The organism is Pseudonocardia sp. OZ21 (genome assembly GCF_059359135.1).
On record NZ_JCADBN010000027.1, the window covers coordinates 1 to 22,342 of the forward strand.

A 22,342-nucleotide genomic window follows, 5' to 3' on the forward strand; every position below is an offset into this window, starting at 1 on the left:
TCATCAGTCCCCGCACCGTCGAGTACCACCTCCACAAGATCTTCGGCAAACTCAACATCACCTCACGCCGACAGCTCTACCGCTGAGTTCTGCAATCCCACCCCGGCTCGCGCCGGTGCTCATGCGCTGGTCAGCTCGGGCGCGTGGCGGTGGAGATGCAGCGGGGCGGTGTGAATCCATAGCGCGTACACCGCCCATCCCAGCAGCGAGAGGCCCAACCACGTGATCGACCGGTAGATCAGCACGCTCGCCGCCGCAGGCGCGGCGGCGACGTCGGAGGCCAGCAGCAAGGTGAGCAAGCTCGTCTCGGCCAGACCGACACCGCCGGGGAAGATCTGCAACGCGATGCTGCCCTGCACGAGCAGGAAGCCCACGAGGAGCGCACCCCAGGGCACCGGGGAGCCCACCGCGGCGACGCTGGACGCCAGACACAGGTAGTCCAGAACCCACGTGAAGGCGGCCAGTGCGATCAGGCCGAGCCAACGGAAGGCACTCGGACGCAACAGCGCGATGCGGGCGGACAGCCGGCTGGACACCTCGTCGGTCCGCTCCAGCCATGTACTCCGGCACGTAGGGCACACCCCTGGCACCCAACGGCTCAGCGCTATCGGCAGACGCAGGCCGCGCCGCAGCACCGCAGGGTGCGTCAGCAGCTTCCACACGCCGAGCGCGCCCAGGGCGATCACCACCGCGAGCGCCACCGCGACGGTGAGGGGGATACGGCCCGCCAGCCCCAGACCGAGGGCGCCCAGCACCAGCAGGCTCAGCGTGGCGACGATCCCGGCCACGAGCACCGACCAGGAGGCCAGCGTCGAGTCGACCCGGCGGCGACGAAGTTGGTCGATCGCGTAGACGATGGCGGCTGCGCCACCGACGACGGGCACCGTGGTGGACACCGCGTTCTCGACGAAGTTGATGCCCTGGACCGTGGCTACCGACAGGCGTGCCCCGCCCACCAGGAGAAGTTGCCGGTGCAGCTCGCCGTACAGGACCAACGCCGACACGCCGCACAGCACAGCGACGATCAGCCACTCCCACCGCAGGTGACCCAACGGTCCGGTCGCTTGGACGACCTGGACCGCCAGCCCCGGCACGAGCCAGGCGAGGTAGCCGACTGCCACGCCGACGACCACCCAGTGCGCCGCCGACCGCCAGTGCTTCTGCAGCACGCTATGCCACGTCAATGTCGTCCGACTCCCTCGGGGATTCTCGCCCAGGTCCGCATGAGGCGATCGTCATCTGTCCGGGCCCGCGCTCGCATCCGTGGCCACGCCAGTCCCACGGCCGGTCGTGGCACCGGCGCCAGATGTGGGGGGCCGGCCGGGACCGGGCCGCACCAACTGCGCAGACCTTCGATGGCGGACTCGCCGGGGTGACCGGCGTGTCACACGGATGCCACGCGCCTCTGCCGCCTTCTCCCGCGTGCTCTCGGCGCACAGCCCCAGGGATCTGACCGGGGCGGACACGGACGCGACCCGCGCTCTGCTGCGCAAGAGTCGGCGTGCGTTCGTGACCCGCGGGATCTCCAGCCCTCACGTGCACGGCATGACGCTGCGGGTCGCCCTACGGGTCACAGGCGCGGCGACTCACAGAACAGGGTTTGCCGACCCGGCCCGAGCAGTCGCTCGGGCGAGGACTTGCACTACATCTGGAGGAAAATTGAGCACGGACATCAACGGGCACTCGCCGATCGCCGAGGCGCCTGACTACACCTTCTGGCGAGACCGCACCAGGATCACCCTGTCACCCGTCGCTGCCCCGCCCATCCTCGGGCTGTTCGGCTTCGCCGCTGCCACGTTCATGGTCGCCGGCAACCTGGCCGGCTGGTACGGAAACAGCGAGACCCCGCTGGTCCTGTTCCCCTTCGCGTTGACCGCAGGTGGTCTGGCGCAGTTCCTCGCGGGCATGTGGGCCTACCGGGCGCGTGACGCGGTGGCCACCGCGATGCACGGAATGTGGGGAGCGTTCTGGATCGCCTACGGGATCTACAACCTGCTCATCGCGGTGGGCGTCCTGCCCTCCGTCGCAAGCGCCACCGCCGCCGGTGCCTTCGGTTTCTGGTTCGTGGTGCTGGCCGCGATCACGGTGCTGGGTGCGATCGCAGCCGCCGCCGAGAACGTCGTGCTCACCGGGGTTCTGGTCATGCTGGCCGCCGGTTCCACGCTGCTCGCGATCGCGCTGCTGGGCGGCCTGCCGCTGGTCCAGGCCATCGGCGCCTATCTGCTGATCATCAGTGCCCTCCTGGCCTGGTACCTCGCCGGCGCGATGATGATCCAGTCCAGTTTCAAGCGGGCCGTCCTACCGATCGGCAGCCGCCGGCCGCCGGGTGCGTCGCAGGGCATCCCGCCGCACAACAACGTGATCCATTTCGAGGCGGGCGAGCCCGGGGTGAAGGTCGGTCAGTAGCCATCTCCCTGATCCACCAGCAGAAGACCGCCGCCGCGCGCGCCGAACCGTGCGCGGCGGCGCGCCTTCGGGAACCCCGAGATCCGCGGGTGAGCAGGAGTCTTGATCGATGTCACCACCGCGGCCGACAGCGCACCGGCCGGCAGCACCGCCTGACCGGCGGCGGCACCCCGAATCAGCCCGGCAGGGTCGCCGGGATCGAGCAGCGCCTGCGACGATCACGCGCGGCGCGCCGAGCCGGATGTCCGGTCTGTTCGCCTCGGAGACCAGAGCGGACACGTACCGGGGATGCGCGACGAAGTAGGTCACGCCGATCTCCTCGACCAGCGCCGGACCCGACTCGTTCTGCCAGGAGCCGGTCATGACCGCCCGGCCCCCGGTCAGCAACGGCAGCAGGTCCGAGCGTGGCCCTCCGCGGGAAGACTCCGAACCGCCGATCAGACGGCCCTCTGGTTGCGCTGATAGTGCCGACGGACCTTGAGCCGGTTGCCGCAGGTCTTCATCGAGCACCAGCGGGCGGTGTTCGGGCGGCTGCGATCCAGCAGGAACAGGCGACACTCGTCGTTGGCACACGGACGAAGACGGCCGGGCATCTGCTCCTGCACCCGCCCCCACACGAGCAGCGCGTAGGTGGCGAGCCGGCGGTCGTCCTGCACGTCGAGACGCCAGCTCACCCCGGAGTCCGCGATATCGGGAAGTAGGCGCGCATCGCGCAGCGCCGGTGTCAGCGCGGCCGCCGGCTCGGCGCCTCGGACCACGGCCTGCAGCTGGTCACGGACCCGGCGCAGGTGGGCCACCTCCGCAGGCGAGCCGGTGCCGCCCCGGGCCCGGCTCCAGTCCGCAGCGTCGGCGTCGACGGCAAGAAGATCCACGAACCCGCCCCGCGCCACCGGAGTGCTGTTGAGCAGATCGAGCAGCATCAGCTCGTCGTCCGGGTCAACCGTGTACGCCATGCCGCCATACTAACCATGATGAACCGGTTGACAAGTTAGGTCGACCGGTGTCTGATGACCGGGCCAGCTAACCAGTAAAACCACGATTAGGGATTAGCTCCCCGAAGGACGTGCCCACCATGACCGGATCACTGCAGAACCGGACCGTGCTCGTCATCGGCCGCGGCAGCGGGATCGCCCGCGCGGTCGTACTCGCCGCGCGCAACGCGGGCGCCGATGTCGTCGCAGCCGGGCGCAACGCCGAGGCGCTCGCCGCCGCCTACGCCGACGAACCCGGTATCACCACCGAGACCGTCGACGTGACCGACGACGACTCGATCGTCTCCCTCGGAGAGCGGCTCGGCACGCTCGACCACATCGTGTCCACCGCATCGGCCCGCGCCCGTGGGCGGCTGCAGGACCTCAGCCGTGAGTCGGTCCAGGCGTCGCTGGACACCAAGGTCATCGGGCCACTCATGCTCGCCAAGCACCTGGGCCCGCGGATCAACGAGGGCGGCTCGCTCGTGCTGTTCTCCGGGGTGGCCGCCTTCAAGATCGCCGTCGGCACCCTGGCCGTGGCCATCACCAACGGCGCCGCCGACACCCTGACCCGCTCCCTCGCGGTCGAGCTGGCCCCCATCCGGGCCAACGCCATCTCCCCGGGAGTGATCGACACCGGCGCGTGGGACGCACTGGGAGAGAAGGGCAAGGCGGACCTGTTCGCCGAGCAGAGCGAGCGCAACCCGGCTCGGCGCATCGGCACCGCCGATGACGTCGCCGGCGCGGTGCTGTTCGCCCTGACCAGCACGTTTCTCACCGGGGTCACCCTCGCCGTCGACGGCGGCGAAGCCCTCACCTGATCCGCAACAGGCCGCACCCGCGGCCGGCCCACCTACTCGATCGGAACAAGTCATGGGCCTGTCCTGGCAACAAGGACCGCTCTCCGCGTCAGCCGTCGGGCACTTCCTGGTCCCCGATCCGCTGCCCGAACGACTCCTGGTCGCCGAACCGCTGCGCCGACGGATGCGCGTGCGGTTCGGCGGAGAGTGGATCGCGGACAGCGAGGACGTCGTCCTCCTCCACGAACCCGGCCGCTACCCGGTCGCCTACTTCCCCCTCGGTGACGTCACCCCCGGCGCCCTCCAGCGCCTGGGGACCGTCACGAACCATCGCGACCTCGGTGCGACGTCGTGGTTCGCCGTCAGCGCCGGCGGGGAGACCGCGCAGCGCGCGGCGTGGCAGCACACCGGACTGCCGGCACATGCCGCCCAGCTCGAGGACCGGGTCGCGTTCGCCTGGCGGGCGATGGAGGCCTTCTACGAGGAGGACGAGCGCATCGTCGGCCACGCCGCGGACGCCTACCACCGCAACGACATCCGCAGCACCTCCCGCCACCTGGTGGTGCGTGTCGGCGACCAGGTGGTCGCCGACACTGTCGAGCCGCTCGTGCTCTACGAGTCCGGGTTCGCCCCACGCTGGTACGTGCCCCGCGCTGACGTCGACCCCGCGGCCCTGACCCCGGCCGAGGGCCAGACGTTCTGCCCCTACAAGGGTCTGGCCAGCTACTACGACGTCGGCGACGTCGAGCGGGCGGCGTGGTCCTACGTCGAGGCGTGGCCCGAGGTCGGGCGGGTGCGCGACATGGTGTCGTTCGAACCGGACAAGGTCACCGTGCTGCTCGACGACAAGGTCCTCGACCTCGAACCCGGCCAGCGCGTCACCCCCCACGGCGTCGACCGCGGGCTCACCGTCGACGAGGTCGCGACCAGCAGGTCCGGCTGACCGCTGCCCACCCCGGAACTGGCGTGAGCACCTGGGGCGCGGCAGTCTCGGCGTCGGCCTCGGCCCACCCACTCCCACTATCCCGAACCAGGCGAAGGCCTGAACCCAACGGAAGGAGGGAACGGCAGTGACCATCAATGGATTTCACGACGGCGAGCGCGCTGTGCAGCGTCGCGCCGGCATTCTCGACGACGCCTCCCGCCTCTCCGGGATGCTTGCCACCCCGCATCTCGGCGGTGCCATGAGCCGCTTCCTGGCCGATCGCGACCTCGCCATCCTCACCGGCCGCGACGACACCGGCGAGCTGTGGACCTCCCCGCTGCTGGGATGGCCGGGTTTCCTCGTGGCTCACGACTCGACCCTGACGGTGCGTACCGCCCCGTCGGAGGGCGAACCCCTGTACCGGTTACCGGAGGGACAACCGGTCGCGGTAATGGCCCTCGACCTCGCGATCCGCCGCCGGGTCCGGCTCAACGGCACCCTCACGCGGGAGGGGGAACACGAGATGGAGATATCCCTCGACCAGGCCTACGGGAACTGCCCCCGGTACATCCAGCAGCGCCACCTGCGCCACCTGCGCCACGGCGACATCGAGCACGCCGGAGCCCACACCGTCACCCATCGCTACGGCAACCTCCGTGCGGAACACATCGCGCTCATCAGCCGGGCCGACACGTTCATCCTCGGCACGACCCACCCCACCCACGGCACCGACACCTCCCACCGCGGCGGCTCACCAGGCTTCGTGCGGGTCGAGGAGTCCGGTGAGCTCTGGTGGCCGGACTATCCCGGCAACAACCTGTTCAACAGCCTGGGCAACATCATCACCGATCCCACCACCGCCCTGCTCTTCCTCGACTTCACCACTGGCACCGCCCTGCAGATCTCGGGGAGGTCGACCCTGGAATGGGTCCGGCCGGGCGCGGCGGGAGACGACGCCGAGACGGGCCGTCGCGTCCACTTCACCCCGGTGCACGTGGCTGCCACCAGCGGGCTTCCGTTCACGGCTCTCGATCTGGCGTTCTCTCGGGACAACCCGCCCCTCACGTAGCCCTCCACGGAAGGTGACGACAATGGACTACCGACTCGAGGTCGTCGTCCTGCCGGTCGGCGACGTCGACCGGGCACTGGCGTTCTACACCGAGCAGGTCGGTTTCACCCTCGACGTCGACTACCGGCCCAGCGACGACTTCCGGGTCGTCCAGCTGACGCCACCGGGCTCGCACTGCTCGATTCAGCTCGTCGCCGGCCGCACCGACGCCCCGGACCGCAGCATGTATCTGGTCGTCACCGACATCGACGCCGCGCGTCGTGATCTCCTCGGACGTGGTGTCGACGTCGGGGATATCCGGCACAAGTCCCCGATCGACGGGTGGCAGGGCGGGTGGCAGCCCGGTGTCGATCCCCAGCGGGGCGACTACGCGAGCTTCGCCGACTTCGCCGACCCCGACGGCAACACCTGGGCGCTGCAGGAGCGCGGCTTCCACCCGCCCGGATAGCCGACGCTCCTGCGCGATCTACGCGAGGGGGCCGTCGCGGTGGTGGACGATGAACCCCAGCTTTCCGAGCACCCTGACGGCGCCGGTCTTCCCGCCCTCGAAATCGCCGGAGGCGAGGCGGTGGCCCGTCGCCAGCTCATAAGCGGTGCCCAGGATCGCCTTCGGCGGATAACGACGTTCGTCCCAGACCAGGTCATAGGTCGTGGTCGGGGCGAAACCGTGCTCGTCGAAGAACCGCTGCGCTCCGAGCCGGTCGTACTCCTGCATCGCGTGCAACACGTCAGCAGGGGTCACCTGGTCCCACGCCGGCGGATGTGTCATCTGTTTCTCCCAAGTCGCCGGGGCCGGCATCTCCGCCGGCCACAGATGGATGTGCGGAAACGTCAGTTGCGTCCCGCCATGACGCCGCCGTCGACGTTGAGGATGGTGCCGGTGACCCACCCGGCACGGTCGGAGAGCAGGTAGGTGATGGCCGACGCGATGTCCTGGGCGGTGCCGACCCGGCCGAGGGGGTGGAAGCCGTTGAAGCTCTCGAGCGTCGCGGCGATCTGCTCCGGCGGGATGAAACCTTCGTAGATCGGCGTGGCGACCACGGCAGGTGCGACGGTGTTCACCCGGATGTGCCGGTCTGCCAGTTCGAGGGCCAGATTGTGGGTGAGCGCGTGCAGTCCGGCCTTGGCCATCGAGTAGGCGCTGGACGGGGTGGCGCCGACTGCCTGCAGGGCCCACATGCTGCCGATGTTGACGATCGAACCGCCGCCGGCCTCGGCCATGCCGCGCACCACGGTCTGGGTCAGGAAGAACAGGGCGCGGTTCAGTTCGTGGTAGGAGTCGTAGGAGGCTCCGTCGTGGTCGAGGAACGGCTTCGGGACGAAGATGCCGGCGGCGTTGACCAGCAGGGTGGCGTCGGCGTGCTCACCGGCAAGCCGCTGCTGCACGTGGGTGACCTGCTCACGGTCGCCGAGGTCGGCGGTGATACCCCACGCCTCACCCTTGGCCGACAATGTCTTGACCGTCTCGTCGACCCGCTCCGAACTGCGGCCCACGATCACCGCGCTTCCGCCGCCGGCCACGACGTCGGCCGCGGTCTGCCGCCCCATTCCGCTGCTTCCCCCGATCACGATCAGTTTGCGCCCCTCGAATGTCTCGGTCATGACGATCTCCGTTCCTCATCGGATCATCCGATGCTCGGCAATCGAGCCAGGTATCCGGCTCACCCGGCTACCTTCACCGCGGCACATCCGCATCGCACCCGGGATCTGCCTAGGCAAACCCCGGGTGGCACCCTCGTTCGTCACTCCCGGCGCCGGTCCGGGGCGCCCGGTGCCGGATCAGCTCCGCAGTTCCCGGCGGGACGTGACTCCGTATTTGATGAATACCTTGCTCAAGTGCCATTCCACGGTGCGCGGGCTGATGAAGAGGCGGGCGGCGATCTCCGCGTTCGACAACCCGTCGCGGACCAGCCGCACGATCTGCTCCTGCTGCACGGTGAGCTGACCGGAGCTCACGTCGCTGTTCTTACGAACGGTCTCGCCGGAAGCGCCGAGTTCCCGCGCGGACCGCGCCGCGAAGGCGTCCATGCCCATCGCGGTGAACATCGTGTGCGCGGTGCGCAACTCCTCACGCGCTTCCTGGTGCCGGTCGCTGCGACGCAGCCACTCGCCGTAGTGCAGATGACAGCGGGCCAGGCCGCCACGCATGCGCGTACGGCCGAGACGGTCGATCGCCTCGCGGTGGTACGGCTCCGCAGCCTCTCCGTAGCGGACCAGCGCCTCGCAGCTCGCCTGCAGGCCGAGCGCCCAGTCGGTGCCACTCGCCTGCGTCATCGCCCTCAGCCGAGCGAGCGCCTCGGAGGCCGTGCCGCCATGCCCGGTGCGGGTCGCCGCGATGACGAGCTCCACCAATGAGCACCAGGTCACGACGCCCATCTCCTGGCGGGGTTCCGTCGCCTGCCGCGCCGCGGGCAGGGCTTCGTCGTAGCGGCCGAGACTGTTGAGCAGCAGAGCCTGCATCCAGCCTGCGGCGACCACGCCGACCCCCTCGCCGCGCTGCGTCGCCTCCCGGGTCGTCGCCTCGATCAGCGCTGCGGCCTTCTCCTCCTGGCCGCGCCACACGGCGAGCAGCTGAGCGGCGTAGGGCAGCTCGTCGAGCCCCGTGCCCTCCCGAACGGCGTCGAACTCCTCCAGCAGCAGGTCAGCAGCGGCCAGTTCGCCGGCGAACACCTGCATGACAACGCGCTGTGTCAGGGCCAGGGGCAGCGCAGTCAGCGCGCCCGAGTTCCGGGCGAGCTGAACGAACCGGCTCGTGAGCACCTCGCCTGCTTCGGCCTGCCACAGGTCCAGCGCGGTCGTGCAGGCGAACCACAGCCATCGCAGATCCGTCTCGCCGGCCGGCTCCGCATCGAGGAACGCGTCCAACGCATGCTTCAGCAGCGGCGCGCCGACCGGGTAACCGTCCCGGTACCGCACAGCGAGACCGTCCAGCAGCAGGTCGGACGGACTACCGGGGCACTCCGGAGCGGGCGCCGCCAGAGCGGCGGCGGACAGATCATGCAGGTGGGGACCGGCGGACAGATGGGCGACGAACCAGCCCGCCCGCAGCGCCTCCAGATAGGTCTCCCTGGCCATCCGCGCGTCGAGCTTCTCCAGCCGGGTCGCCGCTCTGAGCAGCAAGGGGGGCGCCTCGGGCCCGCGGTTCAGGGTGAACGCCACGCGGGCACGCAGCAGATCGACGTGGGCACGCTCGAGCGCACCCAGCGGGCACGCCTCGGCCCGCGCGAGCAGCGGCAGCGACGCGTGGGGCATCCCGGCCTGGTAGTTGGCCTGCGAGGCGGCGAGCAGCCGTTGCCCCCGTCGTCGTGCGGAGTCCCGCGTCAAGTCAGCCGCACGCTCGAAGAATGCGGCGGCCGCGGCCGGCCCACCCCGGGCCTGCGCCCGCCCGGCCGACTGCTCCAGTTCGTCGGCAACATCGTCGTCAACCCCGACGGTCGCTTGGGCGAGGTGCCAGGCGCGTCGGTCAGGATCGGTGACGGGATCCATCACCCGCGCCAGCGCCCGGTGCGCCTGCCGCCGATCGTCCGGGGTGGCGGCATGGTAGATGGCAGACCGCAGGAGCGGATGCCGGAATGTCACCCGGGCACCGAGCTCCAGGAACCCCGCCGCCGCCTCCCGCAGTGCACGCTCGGCGCCCATGCCGATTCCGAGCGGGTCGACCGCGCGCCAGACGAGGACCGGATCGCCCACGGGTTCAGCGGCGGCGACCAGCAACACCTGTCGCGTCAGTGGCGCCAGTGTGGCGATCTGCCGTCGGAAGCTCTCCTCGATGCGGTACGGCAGTGCGGCAGTGCTGAGCAGCCCGAATCCGCCCGCCAGCTCGGCCAGCGTGAATCCGCGTGGCAGCTCCTGCAGCGCCAACGGGTTGCCTTGGCTGTCGGCGACGACCCGGTCGAGCACCCGGTCGTCGACCGGCCCGGGATGGGCCGACAACAGCAGCGCGCGGGCTTCTTCCTCTGGCAGCCCGGTGACGTGTACCTCCGGCAGGCCTGCCAGCTCCGCCTGATCGCCGGTGCCTCGCATCGCGAAGATCATCGCCAGCGACTCGGCCTTCAGCCGTCTGGCCACGAACCCGAGCACCTGCGCCGATGCCCGGTCCAGCCACTGGGTGTCGTCCATCAGACACAGCAGAGGCCGCTCCCGTGCGGCCTCGGCGAACAGGCTCAACACCGCCAAGCCGACCATGAACCGATCCGGTGGACGTCCGACGCTGAGGCCGAACGCCGTGCTCAACGCCTCGCGCTGCGGCCCGGGCAGCCGCGCCAGCCGGTCCAACATCGGCGCACACACCTGCTCCAGGGCAGCGAAGGCGAGTTCGTCCTCGGCCTCGATGCCGCCGGCCCGGACGACCTGACAGCCTGCGGCCTGTCCGACCACGTACTCCAGCAGTGCGGTCTTTCCGATACCGGCGTCTCCTCTGAGCACCAGTGCGCGGCTCTCGCCCCTGCGCAGATCGGCGACGACGCGGTCGAGCACCTCGCGTTCACTGCGCCTGTCCAGCAACACGGGACGCACCCCAGACGTTCGAGACGCCGGCTTCCGGGGAACCCGGGCATCTTCCTGGCGCGGCGGCGGCACCCCACCAACCGTACCCTGACCTGCGAGAAGACCCCTGGACGCGGGCGGACGTCAGCGCGGGCGGCCGGGTGCGACCTCGTCGACGGTGAGCTCACGGTCGACGCCGTGTGGGGTGACCTGTTGGCCGGGTTCGAGCTTGAGCACCGTGCCGTCGAGGAACACGGTGACCTTGTCCGGCTCGAAGGAGACGAGGTCACGTACCCGCCCGACCTCGGGCCAGGCGTCCCGGTAGGACCAGGCAGCACCCTTGGCATCGCCGATGTCGTAGTAACTGGCCAGGCCCTTGTACGGGCAGAACGTCTGGCCCTCGACCGGGGTCAGCGCCGATTCGTCGATACCGGTGCGAGGCACGTACCAGCGGGGGGCGAAGCCGGACTCGTAGAGCACGACCGGTTCTCTCGTGTTCGCGACCTGACGGTCGCCGGAGCACACGACCAGGTGTCGCGACGTACGACGGATGTCGATGCGGTGATAGGCGTCCGCCGCGTGGCCGACGATGCGCTCGTCCTCCTCGTAGAAGGCGTCCATCGCCCGCCAGGCGAACGCCACCCGGCCCGCCAGTTCGCCGGCGTACCCGGGCAGGCCGATGTGCTGCCACGCCCCGCGCCGCGCGGTCCGCCCACCGGCATGGACCGCGAACCACGAGGTCGGGCCCAGGTCACGGTGTTCGGTGACGGTCTCCAGGGATTCCATCGATCCGGGATCGACGTCCTCGATCGGGAAGTAGGCGACGGGGTATCGGCCGGGTTCGTGCAGCAGGACGACGGTCTCGCTGTCCGCGATCCACTCACCGCCGAACCGCACCCGCATTCGCCGTCGCAACGGCTCGGCGAACAGGAGCCGTTCGGGCAGGGGGTCCGGGACGAGGAAGCGTCCCGGGGTTCCGGCTGAGAGCGGTCCTTGCTGCCAGGACAGGCCCATGGTCGGTCCTTTCGGATACGGATCAGGTCAAGGGTTCGCCGCCGTCGACGGCGAGGGTCACGCCGGTGAGGAAGGTGTTGGTCAGGGCGAAGAGCACGCCCTGCGCGACGTCCTCGACCCGGCCGATGCGCCGTGCCGGGTTGCGGGCGGCCATGTCCTGGAACATCTCGGTCTTGGCCTGCTCACCCAGGGCGTCCCAGGCGCCGGTGTCGATCACTCCCGGGGAGATGGCGTTGACCCTGATGGGCGCCAGTTCCAGTGAGAGCGAGCGGGTCAGCGTGTCGGCGGCGCCGTTGGTGATCGCGACCCCGAGGGTGCCGACAGCGATCTTGAACGCCGCGACGCCGGAGAACAGCACGAACGACCCGCCGTCGTTCAGCCGCGGCGCGAGGTTGTTTGGCCAGCATGAGCGGCCCGATGACCTTCGTGTCGAACGACGCCCTGATCGCGTCGCGGTCGAGGTCGGCGAGGCGTCCGCGGGCGCGGGCCGAGGCGGTGGACACGACGTGGTCGAGGCTCCCGATCCGTTCGCCGAGCGCGCTGATCGACGCGTCATCGGTGACATCGACGTAGTCGGTGGTGATCCGGTCTTCGTCGGCGTAGGCGGCCGCGAGGGCGTCGGTGCTGCGACCGGCGGCGACGACATGAGCGCCGGCGTCCCGGGCGGCTGTGGCCACCGCATGAGCGATGCCACTGCCCCGCCCGATGACGAGGACGGTGCGGTCGTGCAGAGGTCCGGTCATGAGGGTCCGGCCCCTTCCGGGGTTGCAGAAGTCGGTCAGGACGGATGTGGGGTGAGAGTGCGACCGAGGAAGCCGCGGATGTATCCACCCGCCGTGTCCAGGGCGCTCTCGAGCAGGAAGTGGCCGCCGTCGATGAGGTGGATCTCGGCGTCGGGAAGATCGCGGGCGAAGGCCGTGGCACCAGCAGGTCCGAAGATCTCGTCGCCTGCTCCCCAGACGGCGAGCAACGGCACGTCGCTGCTACGGAAGTACTCCTGCACCACGGGGTAGAGCGGAGGGTTCGTGGTGTAGTCGCGGAACAGCGCCAACTGGATCGCGTCGTTGCCGGGGCGGCTGACCTGGGCGTGGTCGAGAACCCAGGTGTCCGGATCGACGAGATCCGGGTCCGGCACTCCCGTGAGGTACTGCCAGCGGATGGCCTCGACTTCCAACGCCCCACGAACCGCCGGCTCGGTCTGCGGGCCGGGGGCCTCCGCGTACGCCCACACCGCCGACCAGAACTCAGGGACGAAACCCTCGTCGTAGGCGTTGCCGCTCTGGCTGATGATCGCCGCCACGGCCGCGGGCCGGCGCAGTGCAAGGCGCCAGCCGATCGGCGCGCCGTAGTCCTGCACGTACATCGCGAAGCGATCAACGCCGAGGTGGTCGAGCAAGCCCTCCGTCACGTCCGTCAGGGCGTCGAAGGTGTAGGTGAACTCATCCACCGTGGGCATCGCCGAATTCCCGAAACCGAGGTGGTCGGGCGCGATGAGGTGGTAGCGATCAGCGAGCGCAGCCATCAGCCGGCGGAACATCCGCGAACTGGTGGGAAAGCCATGCAGGAGCAGAACCACGGGCGCCCCTGCGGGACCGGCCTCTCGATAGAAGATCTCATGGCCGTTCACGGTCGCCGTGCGGTGGTGTACATCGATCATAACTTCGCTACCAATCCTCATAGTCCCCGCTGTTCAGCTGTCACGACCGCCTACTGCGACATGGCCCGATCGCATGAGGCCCGCCGCATTGTGTGCGCCGTTACGCCCAGTACCGACTACTGCGCCTGGGCGCGCGGGCTAGCCCCGGTAGGCCTCGAGCAGGCGCAGCCAGACCTCGCTGATGGTCGGGAAACACGGCACGACGTGCCAGAGCCGGTCGATCGGTACCCGACCCGCCACGGCGACGGTCGCCGAATGCAGAAGCTCGGCCATGCCCGGCCCGACGAACGTGGCGCCGAGCAGATACTCGTGGTCGAGATCGACGACGATGCGGGCCCGACCGCGGTAGCCGTCGGCATACAGGAGGGCGCCCGGCACCCGCTCGAGGTCGACGTCGATAGCCCGGACCCGGTGCCCGGCGCGCTGCGCCTGGTCGGTGGTCAACCCGACGCTCGCTGCCTCCGGGTCGCAGAAGAACACCTGCGGTACGGCATCGATGTCGGCAGTGGCGACGTGCGCACCCCACGGCGAGGTGTCCACCGGTCGCCCGGCAGCACGTGCTCCGATCAGGTTGCCGATCATGCGGGCCTGGTACTTGCCCTGGTGCGTCAGCAGCGCCCGGTGGTTGGCGTCGCCCGCGGCGTAGAGCCAACCGTCGTCGACGCCGCGGACCTGGCAGCTGTCGTCGACGTCGAGCCACGACCCGGGAGCGAGCCCGACGGTGTCCAGGCCGATGTCCTCGGTGAGCGGTTCCCGCCCGATGGCGAACAACACCTCATCGGCAGTGACCTCGCTGCGGTCGTCCAGAACGAGGGTGACCGGGCCCGTCCCGCCGGGCCGATGCAACTCGACGACCGACACACCGCTACGCACGTCGACCCCGGCTTCCTTGAGACCGTCGGCCACCATCTCGCCGACGAACGCCTCCATCCGGGGCAGCAGCGCGTGCAGGCGCGAGAGCAGGGTGACCGACGAGCCCAACCCCTGCCACGCGGTGGCCATCTCCACCGCCACCCCGCCGTCCCCGACGATCGCGAGCCGGCGCGGGACGTCACTGCTGTCGGTGGCTGCACGGTTCGTCCAGGCGTGGGCCTCGGCGATGCCGGGCAGATCCGGCAGCGCGGCCGTGCTGCCGGTGCACACGACAACCGCATGCCGCGCGGTGAGCACCCGCTGCTCGTCGTCGCCGGTGGCGACGACGACGCGACGCGCACCCTCGATCCGCCCGTGCCCGCGGATCACAGCGATCCCCATGCCGGTGAGGGACTCGGCCTGCCCGCTGTCATCCCACCCGGTGACGTACCGGTCGCGGCGGCGGAACACCGCACCCGCGTCGATCCGACCGGTGACCGCTTCCCGGGCCCCGTCGACCCGGCGGGCATCCGAGACCGCGATGACCGGCCGGAGCATCGCCTTGCTGGGAATGCACCCCCAGTAGGAGCACTCGCCGCCCACCAGTTCCCGTTCGACGACAGCGACACTCAGTCCGTGGGCACGAGACCGCCCGGCGACGGTCTGGCCGACCGGGCCGGCCCCGAGGACGATGACGTCGTAGCTGACGGACGCCGATGCTGCGCGGGCACGATCGGGCATGGTGAACTCCCTTTTCTGCTTTTCTGCGGACGGGTGGCGTCTGAAGAGACGCGTCCGTGGGCCCGGCTGCTGTGGCCGTGGTACGGCGAACCGCGAGGCACACCCTGCGTGCTGTCAGCGTTGCGGCAGGCCGACCCGCTCGCATCCGCGAACGCCCTAGCCGAGCACCCCGGGTGCACGCGGCACCGTCCGCCCGTACATTCGCGCCCCCGCCGACCGCTAGAGGAGTACATGTGTCTTCCGACGTGACCGTTGTCCTGGCCCACGGGGCATGGGCAGACGGCTCCAGCTGGAGCAAGGTGATCACCGGCCTGTGGGCCGCCGGGGTGAGATCCGTCGCCGCGCCGCTACCGCTGACGTCACTGCAGGACGACGTCGCGGCGCTGGACCGCACCCTCGAGCGCGTCGCCGGGCCGGTCGTGCTGGCCGCGCACGCCTACGCCGGCGGAGTCATCGCGTCCACCCGCGCGGCAGACGTGCAGGCGTTGGTCTATGTCGCCGCACTCGCGCCGGACGAAGGAGAGACCGTTGCGGACGTGTTCCACCGAGCGACCCCTCACCCGGCCGCACCCGTACTGGAACCCGACGCACACGGCCTGATCTGGCTTCCCGTCGACGCCTTTCCCTCGGCCTTCGCCCAGAACGCATCCGCGGAGGAGCAGGCCCTGCTCCATGCCCTCCAACGGCCGATCTCGCCCGCGTGCATCACCGCCGCGGTCGGACGCCCGCTCTGGAGAGACCGCCCGAGCTGGTACCTGATCGCAGAGGACGACCGCATGATTCCGGCCGAGACACAGCGCTTCATGGCCGAGCGGATGGCTGCGACGGTGCGCACACACACCGCCGATCACATCCCCCTCATGACCGCCCCGTCCGTCGTCACGGAGCTGCTTCTCGAGGCGGTCGACAAGGCCACGCGGAGTCTGCCTTAGAACTGACACGCCGGGCATTGAGCGTCGACCATCTGGTAGGACGGCGGTATGGACAGTTCCGAAGGTGAGCGCGCCCGATTTGACTCCATCATCTGGAACTCGTTCGTTCCTCACATATTGCACTCATTGGTCAGTCTCGGCATCGTCGAACTGCTGGCCGCCGGGGCGGCGAGCGTGGAGCAACTCGCCGAGCGATCCGGAACGCACGCGCCGTCGCTGTACCGGCTACTGCGCGTGGCAGTTTCCATGCGAATAGTCGGGCTCGACGGAGACGTCTTCGTACTGACCGAGGCCGGCCAGCTGCTGCGTTCCGGCGTCCCCGGATCGGTGCGCAACTCGATTCTGCTGTACGGAGACGCGGAGAGACGGCGGCCATGGGGCGAGCTGGCCAACAGTGTCCGCACCGGACGTGACGCTGTCCGGGAGATATTCGGCCAGGACTACTTCGACCGGTTGTCGGCGCATCCGGAACAGGCGGGGATCTTCAATGACACGATGGCAGAGATCAGCCGGAGCGTGGCCCAGGCGTTGGGCAAGCTCGACGTCGCCTGGCACGGCCGGATCGCCGATGTAGGCGGCGGCAGCGGGGCCCTCCTGGCCGGCGTGCTCGCCGCGAACCCGCAGACGCTCGGGCTGGTGTACGACACCGAGTCCGGGTCGCGTGGCGCCGATGCACAGCTCACGGCAGCCGGGGTCCGCGACCGGTGCGAGATCGTATGTGGCGACTTCTTCGAGTCGGTGCCCGACGGCTGTGACGCCTACCTGCTCAAGCACATCGTCCACGACTGGGACGACGTACGGGCCACCACAGTGCTGAAACGGTGCCGGGAATCGATGACGGCGAATGCGAAGCTGTATCTGATCGAGTCGGTGGTCCCCACCGATCCCACGGCATTCGACACCGCCATGCTGGTGCGGGATCTCAACATGCTGATCAACCTCCCCGGCAGGGAACGCACCGCGCCGGAATTCGCCGAACTGCTCGCCGCTTCCGGCCTGAAGCTGATGGACGTGACCCCGCTCCCATCCCCGGGCCGGCCCTACAGCCTGTTGAGTGCCCTACCCGCCTGACCACAGTCGCCTGGTACAAGCACTGCTACCCACCCGCCCGGAATCGATGTGAGGATGGAGCCGCGCGGCGAAGGGCGGATCCCGTAGAGGGTGTTTCGAAGCATTCCGAGCATGACTACGTGGTGGTAGGCGCAGGCCCAGCGGGAAGCGTGATCATCCGCAGACTGCTCGACCACGAGTATACCGTACATGTTCTCGAATCCGGACCGGACGCAAGTTGTGAACTGGTGGATTCTCCGGGGAGGTGGCCGGAGCTTTTCGGCGGACAGCTCGACTGGTCGAATGGCGACAGTTCCGCAGAAACACGCGAACGGGCGCTCGTTGTTCCTACCGAGGGGCCGGGTCGTCGGCGGATCGAGCGCTCTCAACGGCATGATCTACATGCGGGAGGCGCGCAGTGACGGGGACCATGATCTCGAAACCATGGTGGACGCCCTGGAGATCTCAGTAACGCCCGCCACCATCATGATCGGGGATTCATGATGCGCATCGGGGAGCCAAAGTGCTGTCTGACGGCTGACAGAAGAGCGTTACGGCTCCGGAGTGACGGAGGCGGGGGCGCGGGTCTGTTCCACGGCCAGCGCGTCGACCAGGTCGTTCATCTCGTCGCCCGAGTGTCCCTTCACCCAGCGGAACGACACGTCACCGCGCTCGTTGACCAGCGCGACCAGCGGCTCCCACAGGTCGCGGCTGACGACCGGCTTGCGGGCGCTGGTGACCCAGCCCCGGTCGAGCCACCCCCGCCACCAGCCATCGCGGAAGCAGTTCACGACGTACGTCGAGTCGCTGACGACGACCAGCGGCCCGGTCAACGCGCGCACCGCCTCCAGCGCGGCCCGGATCTCCATGCGCTGGTTGGTGGTGGGGGCCTCCCCGCCGCTGTCCTGCCGCCCGTCCCGGGTGGCCCACGCCCAGCCACCCGGCCCGGGGTTGCCCGAGCACGCCCCGTCGGTCCACACCTCCAGTGCCCCCTCGGCGGCGGGCATGTCCGGCCGCTGGGTCGTGCGCTTCGACCGGGCCGCCGCCGTCCTCGGTGCGGCGCCTGCCGCCTCGCCCGCCTCCGGCGTCGCACAGGCAGCGTGCGCCCAGGCCGCACCGGACCGGCCGATCTCTTCGCCGGGGCTGATACGCGACGAGCAGACCTTGCAGGTGGTGGCGTACTTGGCGGTCATCGGCACGCCGACCAGCCTAGTGAGGGGCGTCCGGGGGCCCGTCACAGCCGCAGCCCCTCCCCCGGTGACCGTCGTCGGCGGCCGCAGGAGCGTCACCGTCAGCGCTTAAAGTGCGCTCGTGCGCACTGCCTCCGTCGCTTCCGGGTCCACCATCACGAGCCCCGAGGTCCCATTGGCCTCTCAGCAGGACGGCACCTACCCCCGCCCTCAGATGATGCGCAATATCTGGGCGGATCTGGACGGTATCTGGTCATTCCGCCACGACGACGCGGACAGCGGCATCGCCGCGCAGTGGCACGCGGGTCTGCCCGAGCCACGGGAGATCACGGTGCCTTTCCCGCCGGAATCGGTGGCGTCGGGGATAGCCGAACCCGGGTTCCATCCCGTGGTCTGGTACGCCCGCACGATCACCGCGGACGATCTGGTCGCGGCAGGCGGATCCGAGCGTGCACCAGTGGTATTGCTGCACTTCGGCGCGGTGGACTACCGGGCCCGGGTGTGGATCGACGGGAGGTTCGTCGGAGAGCACGAGGGTGGCCACACCCCCTTCACCTTCGACGTGACCGCGCTCGTGGCCGACGGCGACAGCCACGTCCTCGTCGTCCGTGCAGAGGATGATCCGCACGACCTCACGCAGCCGCGCGGCAAGCAGGACTGGCACGAGGACGCACACGCCATCTGGTACCGGCGCACCACCGGAATCTGGCAGACCGTGTGGCTGGAAGCGGTGCCGGCGACGAGCATCGAGCACGTGCAGTGGCTCCCGGCCGGCGCGGCGGGCGTCGATCTGACCGTCCGGCTTCGCGGACGGGCCGCCGCCGGCACCCGCCTCCGGGTAGCGCTGCGGTTCGACGAGGGGGACGAGGACCTCGGCACGATCGACGTCGACGTGGCCGAGGGCGCCACGTCCCTCCACGTGCCGGTGCCGGTACGGCGCCAGCGCAACGGGCAGGCCGAGGACGAGCTGACCTGGTCACCGGAACACCCGCGGCTGGTCGACGCCACGGTCTCGGTGCACGACGCCGACGGGAGTGTCGTCGACGCGGTGGGCTCCTACCTGGGGATCCGGACGGTCGGCGTGGGGCGCGGCGCGTTCCTGCTCAACGGCCGTCCGTACGACGTCCGGTCGGTGTTGAACCAGGGCTACTGGCCCGACAGCCACCTCGCCGCACCGTCGCGTGCCGCGCTGCGCCGCGAGGTCGAACTCATCAAGGAACTCGGGTTCACGGCGTGCCGGATCCACCAGAAGATCGAGGACCCTCGTTTCCTGTACTGGGCCGACCGGCTCGGACTTCTCGTGTGGGGCGAGACACCGGGCGCCTACGAGTTCTCCGCGACCGCGGTGCAGCGGCTCACCAGGGAGTGGATGGACGCCGTCGACCGCGACGCGTCGCACCCGTCGATCGTCACCTGGGTGCCGTTCAACGAGTCCTGGGGAATCCAGCACGTCAGCGAGGACCGGGCCCAGCAGGCCTACTCCCGGGCGCTGTCCGACCTCACGCGTGCCCTCGACCCCACCAGACCCGTGATCTCGAACGACGGGTGGGAGCAGCAGAACTCCGACATCATCACCGTGCACGACTACGAGGGCGACGGCGGAGCACTCGCGCGCACCTACGCCGACGAGTCCGCTCGAGAACACCTGCTCACGGGCATGGGTCCGGCCGGCAGGCGCATTCTCCTCGACGGGTCCGAGGACCTCGGCCAGCCCGTCATGCTCACCGAGTTCGGTGGCATCGACTACCAGCCCGCCGATCGGCGAGAGGACGGCTGGGGATACACCGCCGCCGCCGATGCGGAGGACTGGATCGCGCGCATCACCGCCCTCTACAACGGCATCAGGGCGAGCACCTTTCTCGCCGGCTCCTGCTACACCCAGCTCACCGACACCATGCAGGAGACGAACGGCCTACTGACGGCCGACCGGGAAGCGAAAGCGCCGATCCAGGAAATCCGCGATGCGGTCCGCGGAAAGAGCTGACACCCGGTCTCCGCGCTGCCCCTCACCAGATCGCCGACTTCTCACGCGGGTGTCTGCACGGACGGCTCCCCCGGTCGGGGGCCGGTCGTCTCCTGCTCCTTCTCGCGACGGATGATCCGACCCAGCAGCGGTACCAGCGCGACGCCGACCAGGGACGCGACCGCGATCGTGTAGTACGGCGCCAGCAGGCTGTCGGTGGCGCTCTCGATGAGGCCGTAGACGAAGGGGCCGACGAACCCGCCGACGATCCCGATCATGTTGATGAACGCGAGGCCGGCCGCTGCCATCAGGCCCGACATGCGCGACATGGCGACCACCCAGAACAGCGGCAGGGTGCCCAGGGCGAAGAAGTTGGCGACGTAGATCAGCGCGATGCTCAAGCCGACGCTCGTGGAGAGGATGAAGGTCACCAGGATGAGCAGTCCGGCGCCGGCGCACACGCCGATGAGGGCGATCTCGCGACCGACACGTCGTTGGAGCCACGGGAAGAACAGCACTCCGGCCAGCCCGGTGAGGCCGCCGCCACCGGCCACGACCCCGATGAGGAAGGGGCTCTGGATGCCGAGCGACTGCACCAGGGCCGGGAAGTTGAAGCCGATGCCCGAGCTGATCGCCTGGTTGATGAAGTAGATCGCGGCCAGGACGATCACCACCGGCCGACCGAACGCGTAGCGCAGGTTCCCGCGCAGGTGCGTCCGCGACGGTGCCTCGTGTCCCACCGCCCGCTCCGTGAGTACCGCGGCCTCCTCCGTCGTGAGCCACTTGGCGTCCGCGGGCCGCCCCGGCAGGAGGATCCAGACCACCACACCGACGAGGATCGTGACGATCCCCTCGACGAGGAACATCCACTGCCATCCGTGCAGGCCGCCGAAGCCGTCGAGCTCCATCAGCGCGCCGCCCATGGGGGAGCCGAGAAAGATCCCGAGGCAGGGCGCGGTGTAGATCAGGCCCACCACCATGCCGCGGTGCTTCTGCGAGAACCACAGCGTGACCATGTACATCATGGCCGGGAACAGGCCCGCCTCGGCGGCGCCGAGCAGCAGGCGCAGGACGTAGAACGACCACTCGTTCTGCACGAACATCATCGCCGCGGAGACCGCACCCCACGTCACGGCGATGCGGGTGATCCACAGCCGCGCGCCGATCCGGTAGAGGACGAGGTTGCTCGGCACCTCGAGCAGGGCGTAGCTCACGAAGAACAGGCCCGCACCCAGCCCGTAGGCGGCCGCGCTGAGCCCGATGTCGGCCTCGAGGGCCGTCTTCGCGAGGGCGACGTTCGTCCGGTCGACATAGGACATGAAGTACGCGATGGCGAGAACCGGCAGCAGCCGCGCCATGGCCTTCTTCGTCGCGAGTTCGTGCAGCAGGTCTGTCGCGCTGGTCATCGGGTGGGCTCCGGCTTCGACGTCGATGTGGATCCGGGGGCGCACTGCCAGGTGCCGGCGGTGCGGCCGTCACACCTTTAGGGCCAACCACCAGCAATACTACCGAGTATCACGGTAAAGTCGCCGTCACGGAGTGTCAACCGGCGCAGCAGAGGCATGCTGGAGGGCCCGGGTGTGGGCAGCGAGGAGGAGCCGGTGGACACGAGCCCCGAGGTCGAGGTCAGCGCACGGAGCAGGATCCTCGACGCCGCGGCGGAGGCGTTCATGCGCAGCGGGTTCGCCACCACCACGATCGACGACATCGCCCACGAGGTGGGGGCCACGAAGGGCCTCGTCTACTACCATTTCCGGTCGAAGTTCGACATCTTCCTCGCCGTGTACGGGGAGGGCATGCGACGCGTCCGCGAACGGGTCGAGCCGCACGCCTCCGGCCCCGGTACCGGTCGCGACCGCCTCGTCGCCATGTCGATCGCCCACCTGCTCAACCTGATGGAGGACCTCGCCTACCACCACGTCGTCCACCAGGCGGTGCGCGGCGAGGCGATGACCGCGCTCAAGGCCCGCCAGCGCGACGCGCTGCTCGACCTGAATCGGCTCCGCAACGACTACGAGCAGATGTTCCACCGCGTGGTGACCGAGGGGATCGACGACGGCTCGTTGCGCAGGGTGGACTCGACCCTCGCCACCAGGACCCTGCTGAGCAACCTCAACGCCGTCGACATGTGGTTCCGCCGGATCGAGGGCCAGACCGGCGACGAGCTGCACGACCTGGCCGCCCGGATCGTCGACCTGCTCGTCGTCGGCCTCGCCTGACCGGCTGGGCGACCTAGACCTGGTCACAGAACCCGGTGTGTCGGCGCGTGATCCCCGGGGGGCTCGTC

At 69.6% G+C, this 22,342-nt stretch carries 22 protein-coding genes and 1 pseudogene; 11 read left to right on the plus strand and 12 right to left on the minus strand.

Features of this window, described 5'->3' with window-relative positions:
* The first annotated feature begins 2 nt into the window (after positions 1–2).
* A complete protein-coding gene (locus AC5L35_RS35230) occupies positions 3–86 on the plus strand; it encodes a LuxR C-terminal-related transcriptional regulator (protein WP_425563884.1) in 84 nt (27 codons plus the stop codon).
* 33 nt (positions 87–119) lie between these two features.
* Here the strand turns inward: AC5L35_RS35230 and AC5L35_RS35235 are convergent, their stop codons facing one another.
* A complete protein-coding gene (locus AC5L35_RS35235) occupies positions 120–1,184 on the minus strand; it encodes a lysylphosphatidylglycerol synthase domain-containing protein (protein ID WP_495064091.1) in 1,065 nt (354 codons plus the stop codon).
* Between the two features lie 475 nt (positions 1,185–1,659).
* Between AC5L35_RS35235 and AC5L35_RS35240 the strand changes: the two genes are divergently transcribed.
* Positions 1,660–2,406, plus strand: a complete 747-nt coding sequence (locus AC5L35_RS35240; RefSeq protein ID WP_495064092.1) for an acetate uptake transporter family protein — start codon at positions 1,660–1,662, stop codon at positions 2,404–2,406.
* Between the two features lie 437 nt (positions 2,407–2,843).
* Here AC5L35_RS35240 and AC5L35_RS35245 read toward each other — a convergent pair whose 3' ends face one another.
* Positions 2,844–3,359, minus strand: coding sequence for a CGNR zinc finger domain-containing protein (locus tag AC5L35_RS35245; RefSeq protein WP_495064093.1), 516 nt, complete (start codon positions 3,357–3,359; stop codon positions 2,844–2,846).
* 119 nt (positions 3,360–3,478) lie between these two features.
* On the opposite strand from AC5L35_RS35245, the gene AC5L35_RS35250 reads away from it, so the two are divergent.
* From AC5L35_RS35250 to AC5L35_RS35265, 4 genes are all read left to right on the plus strand, one after another.
* Positions 3,479–4,198, plus strand: a complete 720-nt coding sequence (locus tag AC5L35_RS35250) for an SDR family oxidoreductase (protein ID WP_495064094.1) — start codon at positions 3,479–3,481, stop codon at positions 4,196–4,198.
* A 52-nt stretch (positions 4,199–4,250) separates the two neighbouring features.
* Positions 4,251–5,120, plus strand: a complete 870-nt coding sequence (locus AC5L35_RS35255) for a DUF427 domain-containing protein (RefSeq protein WP_495064095.1) — start codon at positions 4,251–4,253, stop codon at positions 5,118–5,120.
* A gap of 127 nt (positions 5,121–5,247) precedes the next feature.
* Positions 5,248–6,171: a pyridoxamine 5'-phosphate oxidase family protein gene (locus AC5L35_RS35260; protein ID WP_495064096.1), complete on the plus strand. Its 924-nt coding sequence runs from the start codon at positions 5,248–5,250 to the stop codon at positions 6,169–6,171.
* 22 nt (positions 6,172–6,193) lie between these two features.
* A complete protein-coding gene (locus AC5L35_RS35265) occupies positions 6,194–6,619 on the plus strand; it encodes a VOC family protein (protein WP_495064097.1) in 426 nt (141 codons plus the stop codon).
* 18 nt (positions 6,620–6,637) lie between these two features.
* On the opposite strand, the gene AC5L35_RS35270 is transcribed toward AC5L35_RS35265, so the two are convergent.
* The 8 genes and pseudogenes from AC5L35_RS35270 to AC5L35_RS35305 all read right to left on the minus strand — a co-directional run bounded on the left by AC5L35_RS35270 (position 6,638) and on the right by AC5L35_RS35305 (position 14,920).
* Positions 6,638–6,940 (minus strand): ScoMcrA-related endonuclease, encoded by a 303-nt coding sequence (locus AC5L35_RS35270; RefSeq protein WP_495064098.1) that lies wholly within the window; start codon positions 6,938–6,940, stop codon positions 6,638–6,640.
* 62 nt (positions 6,941–7,002) lie between these two features.
* Complete coding sequence (locus tag AC5L35_RS35275; RefSeq protein ID WP_495064099.1) at positions 7,003–7,773, minus strand: SDR family NAD(P)-dependent oxidoreductase; 771 nt, start codon at positions 7,771–7,773, stop codon at positions 7,003–7,005.
* Between the two features lie 177 nt (positions 7,774–7,950).
* Positions 7,951–10,677: an ATP-binding protein gene (locus AC5L35_RS35280; protein WP_495064100.1), complete on the minus strand. Its 2,727-nt coding sequence runs from the start codon at positions 10,675–10,677 to the stop codon at positions 7,951–7,953.
* Positions 10,678–10,800: 123 nt separating this feature from the next.
* Positions 10,801–11,670: a DUF427 domain-containing protein gene (locus tag AC5L35_RS35285; RefSeq protein WP_495064101.1), complete on the minus strand. Its 870-nt coding sequence runs from the start codon at positions 11,668–11,670 to the stop codon at positions 10,801–10,803.
* A gap of 22 nt (positions 11,671–11,692) precedes the next feature.
* Positions 11,693–12,028, minus strand: a complete 336-nt coding sequence (locus AC5L35_RS35290; protein ID WP_495064102.1) for an SDR family oxidoreductase — start codon at positions 12,026–12,028, stop codon at positions 11,693–11,695.
* A gap of 85 nt (positions 12,029–12,113) precedes the next feature.
* Positions 12,114–12,413: pseudogene (locus tag AC5L35_RS35295) on the minus strand (SDR family NAD(P)-dependent oxidoreductase); the annotation flags it as partial.
* 35 nt (positions 12,414–12,448) lie between these two features.
* The gene (locus AC5L35_RS35300; RefSeq protein WP_495064103.1) at positions 12,449–13,327 is read right to left on the minus strand and encodes an alpha/beta fold hydrolase; all 879 of its coding nucleotides are present in this window, start codon (positions 13,325–13,327) and stop codon (positions 12,449–12,451) included.
* Between the two features lie 138 nt (positions 13,328–13,465).
* Positions 13,466–14,920 carry a dihydrolipoyl dehydrogenase family protein gene (locus tag AC5L35_RS35305; protein ID WP_495064104.1) on the minus strand — a complete coding sequence of 485 codons (1,455 nt, stop codon included), beginning with the start codon at positions 14,918–14,920 and terminating at the stop codon, positions 13,466–13,468.
* Positions 14,921–15,153: 233 nt separating this feature from the next.
* Between AC5L35_RS35305 and AC5L35_RS35310 the strand changes: the two genes are divergently transcribed.
* The 3 genes from AC5L35_RS35310 (at position 15,154) to AC5L35_RS35320 (ending at position 17,406) form a co-directional block, all read left to right on the plus strand.
* Complete coding sequence (locus tag AC5L35_RS35310) at positions 15,154–15,852, plus strand: alpha/beta fold hydrolase (protein WP_495064105.1); 699 nt, start codon at positions 15,154–15,156, stop codon at positions 15,850–15,852.
* Between the two features lie 48 nt (positions 15,853–15,900).
* The gene (locus AC5L35_RS35315) at positions 15,901–16,923 is read left to right on the plus strand and encodes a methyltransferase (protein WP_495064106.1); all 1,023 of its coding nucleotides are present in this window, start codon (positions 15,901–15,903) and stop codon (positions 16,921–16,923) included.
* A 189-nt stretch (positions 16,924–17,112) separates the two neighbouring features.
* Positions 17,113–17,406 (plus strand): GMC family oxidoreductase N-terminal domain-containing protein, encoded by a 294-nt coding sequence (locus AC5L35_RS35320; protein ID WP_495064107.1) that lies wholly within the window; start codon positions 17,113–17,115, stop codon positions 17,404–17,406.
* Positions 17,407–17,453: 47 nt separating this feature from the next.
* Here AC5L35_RS35320 and AC5L35_RS35325 read toward each other — a convergent pair whose 3' ends face one another.
* Positions 17,454–18,095 (minus strand): ribonuclease H family protein, encoded by a 642-nt coding sequence (locus AC5L35_RS35325; RefSeq protein WP_495064152.1) that lies wholly within the window; start codon positions 18,093–18,095, stop codon positions 17,454–17,456.
* Between the two features lie 118 nt (positions 18,096–18,213).
* On the opposite strand from AC5L35_RS35325, the gene AC5L35_RS35330 reads away from it, so the two are divergent.
* Positions 18,214–20,076 (plus strand): glycoside hydrolase family 2 protein, encoded by a 1,863-nt coding sequence (locus AC5L35_RS35330; protein WP_495064108.1) that lies wholly within the window; start codon positions 18,214–18,216, stop codon positions 20,074–20,076.
* A gap of 41 nt (positions 20,077–20,117) precedes the next feature.
* On the opposite strand, the gene AC5L35_RS35335 is transcribed toward AC5L35_RS35330, so the two are convergent.
* The gene (locus tag AC5L35_RS35335) at positions 20,118–21,461 is read right to left on the minus strand and encodes an MFS transporter (RefSeq protein WP_495064109.1); all 1,344 of its coding nucleotides are present in this window, start codon (positions 21,459–21,461) and stop codon (positions 20,118–20,120) included.
* A 156-nt stretch (positions 21,462–21,617) separates the two neighbouring features.
* Between AC5L35_RS35335 and AC5L35_RS35340 the strand changes: the two genes are divergently transcribed.
* Entirely contained in the window at positions 21,618–22,274 is a 657-nt protein-coding gene (locus AC5L35_RS35340; RefSeq protein ID WP_495064110.1) for a TetR family transcriptional regulator, read from the plus strand.
* Positions 22,275–22,342 lie beyond the last annotated feature (68 nt).